We start from the raw sequence: 13187 nt of genomic DNA, 5'->3' as shown, positions 1-13187 counted from the left end.
GGTTCCATCGAGGTTGTGCACATACGGGTCTGAGGTCCTGATGGTGTTCCCGAAGGTCCGCAAGGGTGGATCCATGAGCAAGCGCGAACGCCGGCACCGGCAAGCCACGAACCAGCCACTGGAAGCGGAAATGGACGGAGTTTGGGTTCCCCATGATTCTGCCGGAATACTGCTCGTCTCCTCGGACCCTTACTTGCAGGAAGAGGCCAAGCGGATTGTGGCAGCCGCGGGTGGAAACCTCACAACCGCTGCTGACATCGTCGAGGCCTTGCAGGGTTGGGAGAGCGCCGACGTCGTTTTGGTGGGCAGCGATGTCCGGGAGTTGCCCCCTCGAAGACGCTCTCCCACAGTGCTGTTGGGGAAGGCAACAGATGGGGACGGGCTGTGGGAGCTGGCGGCTGTCCTCGGGGCTGAACGGGTTGCCGTCCTTCCCGAAGCCGCCGCATGGTTGGCCGAGCACCTCAGCATGTCCGGTTCCCCCGATCCCGGAGGCATGGTCTTGGGGATCATTGGTGGAAGTGGCGGCGCGGGGGCTACCACTACAGCCATCTGGCTGGCGCAAGCGGCTGCGGACTACGGCGTCAGCACCATGCTCATCGACGGCGATCCTTGGGGAGGCGGCCTTGAACTGGCCGTAACGGCAGAGGATGTTACCGGGCTGAAGTGGCCCGACTTCGCTGAGACCCGCGGGCACATTGATCCCGTGCAGTTTCGGGATTCCTTGCCATTCACCGGTGGGTTCGCCTATTTGTCATGGCCCGGCACAAGGGACGCGTTCCACAGCCCGGACACCAGGGCAGTGGCTGCCGTCATGGACGCCGCGCGCCGCAGCTTTGAGCTCATCCTCGTGGACATAGGGCGCAGCGGAGAAGGAGTTCGCAACCTCGCCTGGGACTGCGACCGGTTGATCCTGCTCGCACGGGCGCACCTTAAATCCGCAGTTGCAGCAGGGCGGATCCTCAATGAACTTCCTCCCACGGACGCTGGGCTGGTGGTGCGGGGCAGCAGTGCTTCCTCTGTTGATGCCGGCCTCATCGCGGAGTCCTTGGGATTGCCATTGCTGGGTGTCCTCCCCGATATGAGGGGCGTGGCGGCCGGCACTGAACTCGGCCGCATTCTTGAGTTCGGCCGGCGCAAGCCCATCAACCGCCTGGCCCTGTCCGTGCTGGAACTGCACGGTGCCATTCAATGAACCGGTTCGAAGCAACACGGCGAAGGCAAGGCCGAAAACTAGATTCCCTGCTCCTTGAGACCGTGCGGGAGTCTGTCCTGGCAGGCAACGGGCCAGTCACTCCGTCCACGGTGGCAGCGGCTGTCCAGGCAAGCGGCAGGTTGCTGGGCACAGCCGGCGCCCTCGAAGCGGCCGAATCCATCAACGCTGAGCTCAACGGGTTGGGACCCCTGCAGCAGTTGGCACAGGATCCGGCCGTGACGGACATCTTCGTCAACGGCCCCAACTCCGTCTGGCTGGACAGAGGGCAAGGGCTGGAACGGTCACCGGTGCACTTCGAGACTGAGCAACAGGTCAGATCCCTGGCGTCCCGTTTGGTCTCAGCCGGTGGCCGTCGTTTGGATGATGGGTCGCCCTGCGTCGATGTCCGGCTCAACGGCGGATACCGGGTGCATGCGGTTCTTTCGCCGATCTCCACCACCGGAACACTTCTCTCCATTCGTATTCGCCGCGAGAATGTCTTCACCCTTGCGGAGTTGAGGGAGAGCGGCATGTTTTCGGAGCAAGCCGAGTGGGTTCTCAAGGCCATCATCAGCCAAAGGCTGAGCTTTCTGATCAGCGGAGCCACAGGCTCGGGAAAGACCACACTGCTGTCCACCATGCTCGGCCTGAGCCACCCGTCCGAGAGGCTGGTCCTGATCGAGGACGCTGCCGAACTCAACCCCGTCCACCCTCATGTGGTAACCCTTGAATCCCGGCACGGAAACCTTGAGGGTGGGGGTGCCCTGGATCTTGGCGAACTGGTCCGCCAAGCACTGCGAATGCGGCCGGACCGGCTGATCGTTGGAGAATGCCGTGGCGCTGAAGTCCGTGAACTGCTGACGGCCCTCAACACCGGGCACACAGGCGGTGGTGGGACCATCCACGCCAACACGGCAGAGGCCGTCCCTGCACGGTTGGTGGCACTGGGTGCGCTGGCGGGGTTGAACGCTGAGGCCGTACGGCTCCAGGTTTCCAGTGCCTTGGACGTCGTCATACATGTGGACCGGACGCCAGCGGGAAGGAAAGTGGCCTCCATAGGGGTACTGACTGATACCGCTGAGGGCCAGAAAGTGCTCTCCGCCCTCCGCTGGGACCCCATCGGGATGACATGCGGGCCCGCCTGGCTGGCCCTTGCCGGCAGGCTTGCCCCGGCGTTGCCCGCGGGGTTGGACTGGTTCCGGGATGCCGGGTCACCAGATCCCGGGTCACCGGGTCCCAGGTCCGGCACATGATCGCTGCCTTTGTCCTCATTGCAGCCCTCGCGGCCTGGCAGCACTTCCGTGGCAGCCGCGTTGATGATCGACGGGTGCGGAAGAGATTGGGGGAGCCTCAAGGAGGCATGGGTGCCGCACGCAGTGCCCGGCAGGGTGTGGGGCTGCGCCGTCCTTGGCGGACCCAGCGCACAGAGTCCTTGCCGCTGGTTGTGCTCGTCCAACAGCTTGCGGCCTTATTGCGTGGTGGGCGGGGAACGTCCCGATTATGGGACGAACTGTGGATGGTCCATGGCTCCCGGTTGAGCAAGGATGGCTCCGCGGACACGGTGGCACAGCGGGGGACAATTGCCCTCAGCACGCAATCGCTGCTGGTGGTGGCCGCGGCCAGGGCGGCATCCAGCTTGGGAAATCCTACGGCTGAAGCAATCCGGGACACCGCCGCGCGGACCTATGCCCGGCGGGGAAGTTCAGAACGACGTGTATGGATGGAACTGGCGGCATGTCTGGAAGTTGCAGAAACAAGTGGCTGTCCGCTTGCTGACCTCCTGACCCGCTTTGCTGCCCAACTGGAAGCCGAAGAAGACGCAGAAGCCGCCCGGCAAACGGCGCTCGCCGGGCCAAAAGCCACGGTCAGGCTGCTGTCTTGGCTCCCGGTGTTCGGGCTCTTGCTGGGGATGGGCCTCGGTGTGGACCCGCTGGGAATCCTCCTGAACAACATTTTGGGTGTCGCCACGTTCGTGGCTGGCATTCTCCTGACCGTGGCCGGCCGCGTTTGGTCCTCACGCCTGGTGGCCTCTGCGACCGGGAGCACGTGATGGCAGCGCTGTTGATAGTTATTGTCCTGGGCCTGGCGGCGTCCATCTGGTTCGCTGGACCGGTCCGTTCCAGGGCTCGATTACTGGTTCGCGGCGAAGGTGACTCGTCGCCGACCGGTCCTGCGAGCCGGGCTCCGGACGATGGCCTCCACGACACCGCCATGATGCTGGAGTTGGTGGCATCAATGCTCGACGCCGGCGCGGGTATTGGGCGGTCACTTGAACTTATTTCCGGATGCGCCTCCCCTCCCATCAGGAAATCGCTCAGGCCAGTGGTGGCCGCCCTTGCCATAGGGGCCGATTGGGAAACGGCGTGGCGGGCACCCACTGAGCACATCCCTGAGGTGGTCCGCCTCAAAGAGGCACTGGCATTTGCAGCGCTGACGGGTGCGCCCTCGGCATCGATCCTCTACGCCCAGGCTGCCAGGGAACGGCGTGAACAGTTCAGGGCTGCGGAGAAGAGAGCCGCAGCCTTGGGTGTGAAACTGGTGGTGCCACTGGGCCTTTGCTCACTGCCCGCGTTCATCTGCCTGGGGATAGTACCCGTCCTGATAGCCATGCTTCCTGCCGGATGAACCGGGCAGGAGCACAGCAAATACACTCTGTGAATAATGGCCACTCTCCCTCCACATCCGGGCCATTTGCATGGGTTATCCACTTGGAAGAGTCTGCTTCTATTGGCCGTGGCTGAGCCACGGAAGAGTCGAACCAGCCGGCGGATCCGCTGGTTTTTCTTGAAAGGAATCCACTGTGAAAACACTATTCAGGCCCGGACCTGCCCGCCGTCCAGGTCGTCGCTCTGCAGGCACGGATCGAGTCTGGTTGGACCGGACGTGGCTGGACCGGGGAACCACTGCAGGGAAGCCCGGCATGAGGGCGTTTGGTATTGAGCAATTTGAGCTCGAGGAATTCAAGGATTCCGGGTTTGGGCAAGTGGAGTCAGGGGGCGCTGGAACCAGCCTCCAAGTCTCCGCACCAAGCGATGCTCTGGCCATACGGGGGCCGCTGGCCGCCCGCAACCCGGATTTGGTCGAGGACCATGCTTCTCTGCGGAGGCGGCCTGGCCGGCGGCAGCGGAGGAGCTATCGGAGGATCGGGGAAAAGCTCCGGACACGGGGGATGCTCCTGGGCTCCGAAAGCGGTATGGCCACAGCAGAGTACGCGATCGCTACCTTGGCCGCGGTGGGTCTGGCCGGCCTGCTGGTGGTCATCCTTCGGAGTGAAGAAGTCCGTGGCTTCCTGCTCAACCTGATCCGCACTGCACTGTCCTTGCCATGATGCACGTGCTGCCTGCCGGCGGAAGGTCACCTGCTGCCTGCGCAGGACCACCATCCAAATGGAAGAGGGACGGGGCGGAATCAGGAGCCGTGACAGCGGAGTTTGCCGTTGCCTTGCCGGCTGTGGTCTTGCTCTTGGCCTTCCTGTTGGCAGGCGGCGCTGCGGGGATCACGCAACTGCGGTTGGAAGAAGCTGCCACGGCCGGAGCCCGGGCGTCAGCTCGGGGCGAGACCGGCGGAACAGTGGAGGGAATCGTCACACGGCTCGCCGGTGACACCGCCACTTCGACCCTTACTGAAAGCGGTGGATGGCTCACGGTGACAGCGTCATCCCGGGTCGGGGGAGCGCTGGGACCGTTGATCCCCTGGACGTTGACAGCATCGGCTTCCGCCCGTGCAGAGTCAGGCCGCACTGACTCAGCCGGCACTGCACCAGGCCGTGCAGAGTCAGGTGGTTCAGGGGCAAGCAATCCATGAATCAGTCGGGAGTTCCTGTGCACCCTGAACGCGGGGCGGGAACGGTCCTCGCGTTGGTGTTGGGCGCGGTAGTGATTGCCCTGCTCTTCGGCGTGCTCTTCCTGGCCCAGGCCGGGGTCTTGGCTTCGAGGGCTGCGTCCGCGGCAGATCTGGCAGCCCTCGCGGGGGCGGACGCCGCCCGGGGCCTCACCTCGGGGGAACCGTGTTCGGTTGCTTCAGACGTTGCGGGGCGGCAGGAAGCCACGATTGTGTCCTGCACAGTGACCGGCGGAACGGTAGTTGACGTTGCCACCGAGCTGGACCACCCTTTCGGCTGGGGAGTTGCCACGGGACGGGCAAGGGCGGGGCCACCTCCCTAATGCCGCCGTACGACCTGTCTCTAGATGGCATCCTTCAACAACACACCAAGGAGGGTGATGGCGGCTGCCTTGTCCAGCGGATTGTTCTTGTTGCCGCATTTAGGGGACTGGACGCAGGATGGGCAGCCTGCCTCACACTCACAGGCCTGAATGGCTTCTTTGGTTGCCGTCAACCAGATCTTGGCCTTTTCAAAGCCCCGCTCAGCGAATCCGGCACCACCAGGATGTCCGTCGTATACGAAAATCGTGGGCACCCCGGTGTCGGCGTGCAGGGCAGTGGAAACACCGCCAATGTCCCAGCGGTCACTGGAGGCAACCAACGGAAGGAGCCCGATGGCAGCGTGTTCGGCAGCGTGAAGTGCCCCCGGGAACTCTGCTTCCACCAGACCTGCCCCGTGAAGAGAGCGGTTATCCACAACAAACCAGACGGCCTTGGTAAAGAGATCCCGGGCGCCCAGCTCCAAGGGTTCTTCACCAAGGATCTCGTTGGAAATCAAGGCCTTGCGTTGGAAGGAGACAACTTGCGTAGTTACTTTGACGTCGCCAAAATGCACGGTGATGTCGCCCCACTGGACCGAGCGCGACGTTTCGAGCACCTCGATCTGGGTCACGTCCCTCGCGGTGGTGTAGAAATCGGGGTTCACCCGGCGGACCATGACGCAATGGTCAGCCTCATTGAGGTCTTCCACCAGGTAGCTTTCGCCCTGGTGGACATAGATGGCACCCGTGTGGGCCTGGTAGTGGGTTTGCGGCGAGTCCATGGTCCCCAGGAGCGACCCTGTTTCGGCGTCAACGATGCTCACTGGACCGCCTCCGTCCGCCCGGAGATTCACCATTCCGGCGGCACTCTCCGGGTGGGTCCAGAACCATCCTGCAGGCCGCTTGCGCAGGTATCCCTGGACAACAAGCCGGTCCAGGAGTCCCTCGGAGGTCGGGCCGAAAAGATCAAGCTCGGCAGGCCCGATCGGCAGTTCTGCAGCCGCTGCACACAGGTGGGGTCCCAGGACGTAGGGGTTTCCAGGATCAAAGACGGTGGCTTCCACGGAAACGTCAAAAATGGCCTCGGGATGGTTCACCAGGTAGGTGTCCAAGGGGTCGTCGCTGGCCACGAAAGCGGCAATGGCATCCTGCCCCGCCCGGCCGGCCCGGCCAATCTGTTGGAAAAGGGAGGCACGGGTGCCCGGCCACCCAGCCACCAGCACCGCATCGAGGCCGGAAATGTCGATCCCCAGTTCCAAAGCGGACGTGCTGGAAACACCCAACAGCTGGCCGGACCTCAAAGCCTGCTCCAGAGCACGACGTTCTTCGGGAAGATACCCGGATCTATAGGCGGCCACGCGCCCTGGCAGACTTGGGTCCACCTCGTCGAGGAGCCTCTTGGTGATCGACGCAATGGATTCGGCCCCTCGACGCGACTTGATGAACGCGATGGTCCTTACACGCGAGGAAACGAGGTTGGCCAGGATGTCCGCTGTTTCGGCTACGGCAGTCCGCCGCTGTTTGGCACCGTTTTCACCTTTGACATCGGTCAGCGCGGGCTCCCAGAAAGCCACCGTGGTGGAACCGTGCGGCGAGCAGTCCTCGGAGACTTCCCTGACCGGAGCACCGATGAGCCGGCCAAAGGAAACACCGGGATCGGACGCGGTGGCCGACGCAGCAATGAACACCGGCTCTGGGAACGTGTTGCCTGCGCCGTAGTAAGCACAGATCCGCCGGAGGCGACGCATCAGGTTTGCCACATGGGAACCGAAGACTCCGCGGTAGCTGTGTGCCTCGTCCACAATGACGTAGCGCAGCCGCCGGAAAAACTTTGCCCACCAAGTGTGGTTGGGCAGGATTCCAAAGTGCAGCATGTCCGGGTTGGCCAGGATGAAGTTGGCATGGTCGCGGATCCAACGTCGCGACGCCACGTCGGTGTCGCCGTCGTATGTTTCCGCCCTTACGGTGGGAAGCTTCAGCGCACGGATCGCCGCGAGCTGGTCTGCAGCCAGAGCCTTGGTAGGGGACAGGTAGAGGGTGACCGCACCGTCGTCGTGGATCTTTCCGGGATCGGAGAGGACCCGCAGCTCGGAACGGTGAATCGCGTCCAGGGCAGGAAGCTGGTAGGCCAGAGACTTGCCGGATGCCGTACCAGTGGCGATCACTACGTGTTGTCCGGAATGGGCGAGCTCGGCTGCCTGGATCTGGTGCCGGTACGGTTCCTGGATACCCAGGGACTGGTAGGCGTCCACGACGTCGGGGTGAGCCCAGCCCGGCCAGGGCTCGTTAACGGCCTTCCGCGCAGGGATGGTGTGGACATGGCGCAACTGCTCCGGGTCCGGCGTCCGGCCCAGCAAGGAGATCAATGATTGAGGTGCAGCCACCGAATCATTCTGTCACTGTGCAGCCATGCCGACGGCGGCACCCGCGGGCGCCGCCGTCGAACCCAACACGACCGCGGGCAGTTACAGCCCCGAGAGATCAGATCCTTCGGTGCCGCTGGCGGACATCATGAGCACGTGCCCCACCACTTCCCAGCCGAGGTGGGAGTACAGTTTCTGACCGTCCAGGGATGCCAGCAGCAGCCCGTTCTCGACATCGTGGGAAAAAGCTTGGGCGGCCAGGGCCTTCATGATGAAGCTGCCCAACCCACGCCGTTGGAAGTCCGGTTCGGTGACGATTTTGTCGAAGACGGCGGTCCCGTCCACCACGAAGACCCGTCCGCTCGCAGCTACCTGCTCGCCGGAATGGACCACCGCGTAGTGGACCCCGTTGGATTCGGAGGTAGCCAGTTCCAGGTCATCGTCCGGGAGCCAGGGATCCTCGGCATCCTGGGTTTCCATGTCCACGATCATCATGGTTTGCGATGCGGAGGTCACGGTCAGCCCGTGCTGTTCCGCGAGGTACTTGTAGCGTTGGACGTCGTTGGTAAGGACCGTCAGGATCCGGGTGGGAGCTTCTGCGGTTTTAGCCGCCAGGGCGGTGAACTCTTCGTCCGAGGGATCATGGGCAAAATACTCCCAGTCACCGGTCTTGTCGGCGCGAAGTGCGGCAGGGAAGCGGCCTTCCTGGCGTGACTCGTAGCCCCGGCAGCCGGACCAGCCGGCTACCCAGACTTCCAAGAGGTGCGCAATGTCTTCAACCAAGGCGTCTGGACTCATGTAGAGAGAGTATGCCAGCACACCATGAAGCAACAGAGCCGGATCAGCGCCGGAATGGTTGCTTATGCAATTGTGACTTCTCCCCGCGGCAGCCACCGCAGAACATGCCCCGGCAGCAACCCCCGCAGCTGCCCCGGCACTTGGTCCGGCAGTCCTGCCGCCCGGCGATTTTACTGCACCAAGTACCCTTGAATAGTGGCTTTGAACCGAATTGTGCTCTTCTATGGCTTTACCCCGATCGCCGACCCCGACGCCGTGCGTCTATGGCAGCGTGCCCTCTGCGAGAAACTTGGGCTCACCGGCCGGATCCTCATCTCGAAGGACGGCATCAACGCCACGGTGGGCGGCGAACTGAACAACATGAAGCAGTACGTGAAGACCACACGCGAATATAAGGGCTTCCACGGGATCGACTTCAAGTGGTCGGAGGGAGGCGCCGCAGATTTCCCGCGCCTCAGCGTCAAGGTCCGCGATGAAATCGTGTCGTTCGGTGCTCCCGGGGAACTCAGGGTTGATGACCAGGGCGTGGTGGGCGGCGGCAAACACCTGCAGCCGGAGGAACTCCACGCGTTGGTGGATGCGAAGAAGTCCAGCGGCGAGGACGTGGTGTTCTTTGATGGCCGCAACGCGTTCGAGGCACAGATCGGCAAGTTCAAGGATGCGATCGTTCCGGACGTGGACACCACGCATGACTTCATCAAGGAACTCGACTCGGGCAAGTACGACGACCTCAAGGATAAGCCCGTTGTTACCTATTGCACTGGCGGAATCCGCTGCGAGGTCTTGTCCAGCCTGATGGTCAACAGGGGCTTCAAAGAGGTGTACCAGCTCGATGGCGGGATTGTCCGCTACGGCGAAACGTTCAAGGACAAGGGCCTCTGGGAAGGTTCCCTGTACGTCTTTGACAAGCGCATGCACGTTGAGTTCAGCGAGGACGCCAAGACCATCGGTGAATGCGTGCGCTGCTCCGCTCCCACCAACAAGTTCGAGAACTGCTCCAACCTCAGCTGCCGGACCTTGACCCTTTACTGTGCCGAGTGTGCTTCAAGCCCGGAAACGCTGCGCTGCCCCGGAGGCTGCGAAGCAGCGTAAGGCCGGGTTCAGAGCCGGCTGACCCGGTAGGCGAAGTTGGCATCGGACCTGGATCCAACGGTGATGGACAGGATGGCGTCTTTATCCAGTTGGACAACGCTCACCCTGGCGTTGGCGCATCCCAAGGTCAGGTCCACCAAGGCGACCCCGTTCAATGTGACATCGAAGGACACACGACGCGTGCCGCGGCATGCCAACGTTACGGCGTACGTTCCAGCGGGCAACTGCACAGTTTGCTCGGACTTGGACTCACCGGGGTTCAGGTAGCCGTTGCTGGAGTAGAACGACTGCCCTTGGGATTCGGGCAGCGCAGCTTTCGCCCATTCTTCCAGGGCCTCGCCGCTGACGGTTTCTTCCAGTGCCGGATCAGGCGGAAGCGCAATATTTCCCGCCGTGGAGGTGGCACTCGCTTCCGGCTTGCCGCCGTCCTCATAGGTGTACTCGCAACCGGCCACGCCGCCGCACAGGACAACAAGAAGCACGACGGCGGCCCTCGCCAGCCGCTGTGGCCTCACCGAGCAAGCTGCCTTGCTGCCCATGCACTGACTTTACGCCCGGGGGGCCTCCGTCTGAAGGCCCTGCGGAGCCAGGTTCTGGCGGGTCCTAGCTTGTGGTTGGAGCCAGATGGTAGGCGTAGATCAACGGGGCGTCAACGCTGCTGGTGGAGATGTTGATCGGACCAGTTGCGGGCACTTTGATTTTCACCACATCCAGGCTGCCGTTGCATGCAGCTGCGGCATCGGCAATCTTGTTTCCACTTGAAGAGACTGCGAAGTAAGCCTTGCCGCCGCCGTCGCAGGCCATGGTGAGCGTGTAGGTTCCGGCGGGGACACTGGTCGATTCCTTCACCAGCGGATCCCTGTTGAGGATCTTGCCTGAGTCCTCCAGAACCGCGCCGTTTGCTGCCGGAAGGACCTTTTCCTTCCAGGCAGGAACGTCTGCATCTGCGATGTTAACGGGCGCTTGGCAGGCGCCGGCCCCCAGCAGGACAGCAGCGGCCAGGGCAACAAGGCCCGCGCGGCGCCTTGTGGAGGAGAAGTTGAGCATGATTCCACGCTACCGGGTTCCAATGGGGTCCTTCGTCCACATAGCCCGGATCGGCCCCGCAAGGCCTTGCCCGCCGCACCTACACTTGCAAGGTGACTGACACAGCTTTCGCCTTTACTGCAGGCAATACCGATGATGCTCCCCGAAGCGACCAGCCCGGCCTGCTCCAGGTTCTCGCCGGGGACCTTCAGGCCATCTCCTACACCGTGGACGGCGTTGCTGCCCTCCTGGGGGAGTCGGCCTCAGCGGCCCTTGGCCGGGACCAGGTGGTGCCCGCCCTCTTGGCCACCGAGCGGCTGACGGACTCGCACGATCCCGCTGTCCGGGCACTGGCTGTGGTGGTCCGTCTCTGGCTGTTGGCCGTCCCGCAGTCCGTGGCGGAGGTTGACTCTGCCCTGCCTGGAATCCGCAGCCAAGGACTCGTGGACCTCGGCCTGGCCACGGTGGACGCCGGCGTTGTCCGGGTCACGGTTGATTTACGCCCTTACGGTTGGGATGCGAATGCCGACGGCAGCGGCGGTGCCGAACTTTGGGTAGCCAGTGATCTCGCTGCCCACCAGCAGCCGGGGGTCCTTCGTCATGACCATGTCCTGGGCATCGGGCGCGCCTCCACGACGCTGGTCCAGACGACCATCAGGGAACACACCCAACGTGCCCTGGACCTGGGGACCGGATGCGGGATTCAAACGTTCCACCTCCTGCACCATTGCGAGCACGTCACGGCTACGGACATCTCCGAACGCGCGCTGGCTTTCACCCGGTTCAACCTCCTGCTGAACGCTGCGGAACTTGAACTGGATCCGCAGGATCTGGAAAGCCGGGTAAGCCTGCGGCTGGGATCGCTCCTGGAACCAGTGGCGGGCGAAAAGTTCGGACTGGTGGTATCCAACCCTCCCTTCGTGATCACGCCAAGGAAAGGCGGGGAGTCCTCCTCGGACCAATTCACCTACCGTGACGGTGGGCTTCCCGGAGACGGAATTGTGGCTTCGTTGGTGCAGTCGATCTCGGGGGTCCTTGCGCCCGGGGGCACCGCCCAGATGCTGGGAAATTGGGAGGTCACTGAGGGAACGGACTGGAAGGACCGTCCCAAGGAATGGCTCAAGGACGCGGAACTTGACGTGTGGTTCATTCAACGCGAGCAAGTGGATCCGGAACAGTACGCCGAGACCTGGCTGCAGGATGCCTCTCAGAACCGTGACCGCGAGCAATACAAAGAGTCCTATGCTTCCTACCTTGATGACTTCGCGTCCCGGAACGTGGAGGGCGTGGGCTTCGGCATGATCTGGTTACGCCGCCCGGAGGCCGGGCAGCAGGCCATCATCAGCCGCTTCGAGGAGATTACCTATCCCATCGAGCAACCCATTGGACCCCATCTGGGTGCGGCCGTTGAACGGGCCGATTGGGTGGCGGCCAACGCCGTGCCCGAGGCGCACCTGCTGGTAGCGGAGGACGTGACCGAAGAACGACACCAACGCCCCGGTGCTGCCCACCCGGGCGTTATCCTCCTCAGGCAGGGTGCCGGTCTCCGAAGGACCAATCTGCTCAGCACGGAACTTGCAGGTTTCGCATCTGCCTGCGATGGAGAGCTCTCGGTCCGGCAGATCGTGGCAGCCCTGGTCTCCCTGCTGGGAGGCGGTGAAGACTTCGACGAGGATGCCTTCAGGGATGGCTTGTACCGCGACGTCACCAACCTCGTCCTCGAGGGATTCCTGCTTCCGGACCCAGCAGAGGCCGGCACATGAGCAGCGACGCGACGCCGGCGGGAATGAACTCCGCTGGTCCGGTTAGTGACCCTGACTACACTGATCAAGTGATTGCGAACAACGAGACATCCCAAACGTCAGGAGACGTTCCGCGGCGGAAGCGGGCCGAGAAGACGGTTGAGATCACCGACCCCAAGGCTATCCGTGCCTTGGCGCACGCTGCACGCATCGAGGTCATCTCCGAGCTCTACGCCACCCAGGTGAGCCACACCGCCACTGAACTCGCTGCGCGTACGGGCCTCACCCCCAGTGCCATGAGCTACCACCTCCGTGCCCTCCAGAAATGGGGAATCGTGGCACCGGCCGAAAATGCGGGGGACGCGCGCGAGCGGCGTTGGAAGGCAGCCGGTACAGACTTCACTATCTCCGGAGGCAGCGTCGCCAGTCCCGAGATAGCCGTGGTTGACCTTGAGCTGGATGCTTTCCGCCGACGGGCTTCGGCGTTCGCCAAAGCCCGTGGAGAACGCCGCCAGCGCGGTGAAGGGGGAGATGAACCGGTTTCGGTGGTCCTCTCCAGCAACCTGCTCTACCTCACCCACCCGCAACGGAAGGAACTTGCGGACAGAATCCGTGAGGTAGTCAGGGAGTACGAGCTGGAGGATCCGACGCAGATTCCCGAAGGTGCCGAACGTGTGGCAACCTTGTGGTCAATGATCCCGGATGATCGTGTGGCACCCGGGCAGTAACCTTCCGGCCGGGTCACCGAATGACCGCCCTGGTTTCCGTACCAGAACGCAGGATTCTGCAATCTATGGTGAACTAGGCCAATATGGGCACCAGCCCAATTACA

General features: G+C 63.1%; 13 protein-coding genes and 1 pseudogene. 10 read left to right on the top strand and 4 right to left on the bottom strand.

The window, feature by feature from the left end; genetic code table 11:
• Positions 1–73: 73 nt before the first annotated feature.
• The 7 genes and pseudogenes from ssd (at position 74) to LDN85_RS17385 (ending at position 5355) form a co-directional block, all read left to right on the top strand.
• Complete coding sequence (ssd, locus tag LDN85_RS17415) at positions 74–1192, top strand: septum site-determining protein Ssd (RefSeq protein ID WP_223943665.1); 1119 nt, start codon at positions 74–76, stop codon at positions 1190–1192.
• On the top strand, positions 1189–2445 hold the full coding sequence (locus LDN85_RS17410; protein ID WP_223943664.1) for a TadA family conjugal transfer-associated ATPase: 1257 nt from the start codon (positions 1189–1191) through the stop codon (positions 2443–2445). Before ssd ends, LDN85_RS17410 begins: the two co-directional genes overlap by 4 nt.
• A complete protein-coding gene (locus LDN85_RS17405) occupies positions 2442–3242 on the top strand; it encodes a hypothetical protein (protein ID WP_223943663.1) in 801 nt (266 codons plus the stop codon). The genes LDN85_RS17410 and LDN85_RS17405 overlap by 4 nt, the downstream gene beginning before the upstream one ends.
• Complete coding sequence (locus LDN85_RS17400) at positions 3242–3817, top strand: type II secretion system F family protein (RefSeq protein WP_223943662.1); 576 nt, start codon at positions 3242–3244, stop codon at positions 3815–3817. Before LDN85_RS17405 ends, LDN85_RS17400 begins: the two co-directional genes overlap by 1 nt.
• Before the next feature lie 538 nt (positions 3818–4355).
• A pseudogene (locus LDN85_RS22020) lies at positions 4356–4520 on the top strand (DUF4244 domain-containing protein); the annotation flags it as partial.
• 89 nt (positions 4521–4609) lie between these two features.
• A complete protein-coding gene (locus LDN85_RS17390; protein WP_223943660.1) occupies positions 4610–4996 on the top strand; it encodes a TadE family type IV pilus minor pilin in 387 nt (128 codons plus the stop codon).
• The gene (locus LDN85_RS17385) at positions 4993–5355 is read left to right on the top strand and encodes an Rv3654c family TadE-like protein (RefSeq protein ID WP_223943659.1); all 363 of its coding nucleotides are present in this window, start codon (positions 4993–4995) and stop codon (positions 5353–5355) included. Before LDN85_RS17390 ends, LDN85_RS17385 begins: the two co-directional genes overlap by 4 nt.
• A gap of 20 nt (positions 5356–5375) precedes the next feature.
• Here LDN85_RS17385 and LDN85_RS17380 read toward each other — a convergent pair whose 3' ends face one another.
• Entirely contained in the window at positions 5376–7718 is a 2343-nt protein-coding gene (locus tag LDN85_RS17380; protein ID WP_026541363.1) for a DEAD/DEAH box helicase, read from the bottom strand.
• 81 nt (positions 7719–7799) lie between these two features.
• Positions 7800–8495 carry a GNAT family N-acetyltransferase gene (locus LDN85_RS17375; RefSeq protein WP_026541362.1) on the bottom strand — a complete coding sequence of 232 codons (696 nt, stop codon included), beginning with the start codon at positions 8493–8495 and terminating at the stop codon, positions 7800–7802.
• 195 nt (positions 8496–8690) lie between these two features.
• On the opposite strand from LDN85_RS17375, the gene LDN85_RS17370 reads away from it, so the two are divergent.
• On the top strand, positions 8691–9587 hold the full coding sequence (locus LDN85_RS17370) for a rhodanese-related sulfurtransferase (protein WP_026541361.1): 897 nt from the start codon (positions 8691–8693) through the stop codon (positions 9585–9587).
• An 8-nt stretch (positions 9588–9595) separates the two neighbouring features.
• Here the strand turns inward: LDN85_RS17370 and LDN85_RS17365 are convergent, their stop codons facing one another.
• Together LDN85_RS17365 and LDN85_RS17360 are read right to left on the bottom strand one after the other, a co-directional pair.
• The gene (locus tag LDN85_RS17365; protein WP_223943658.1) at positions 9596–10126 is read right to left on the bottom strand and encodes a hypothetical protein; all 531 of its coding nucleotides are present in this window, start codon (positions 10124–10126) and stop codon (positions 9596–9598) included.
• A gap of 64 nt (positions 10127–10190) precedes the next feature.
• On the bottom strand, positions 10191–10634 hold the full coding sequence (locus tag LDN85_RS17360) for a hypothetical protein (protein WP_026546537.1): 444 nt from the start codon (positions 10632–10634) through the stop codon (positions 10191–10193).
• A gap of 92 nt (positions 10635–10726) precedes the next feature.
• Between LDN85_RS17360 and LDN85_RS17355 the strand changes: the two genes are divergently transcribed.
• Positions 10727–12376 (top strand): methyltransferase, encoded by a 1650-nt coding sequence (locus LDN85_RS17355; RefSeq protein WP_223943657.1) that lies wholly within the window; start codon positions 10727–10729, stop codon positions 12374–12376.
• A complete protein-coding gene (locus LDN85_RS17350) occupies positions 12373–13083 on the top strand; it encodes a winged helix-turn-helix domain-containing protein (protein WP_026541357.1) in 711 nt (236 codons plus the stop codon). Before LDN85_RS17355 ends, LDN85_RS17350 begins: the two co-directional genes overlap by 4 nt.
• The last annotated feature ends 104 nt before the right edge of the window (positions 13084–13187 follow it).

It is taken from the genome of Arthrobacter sp. StoSoilB20 (genome assembly GCF_019977295.1).
Classification (GTDB): Bacteria; Actinomycetota; Actinomycetes; order Actinomycetales; family Micrococcaceae; genus Arthrobacter; species Arthrobacter nicotinovorans_A.
This window is presented reverse-complemented; position numbering and strand designations above follow the sequence as displayed.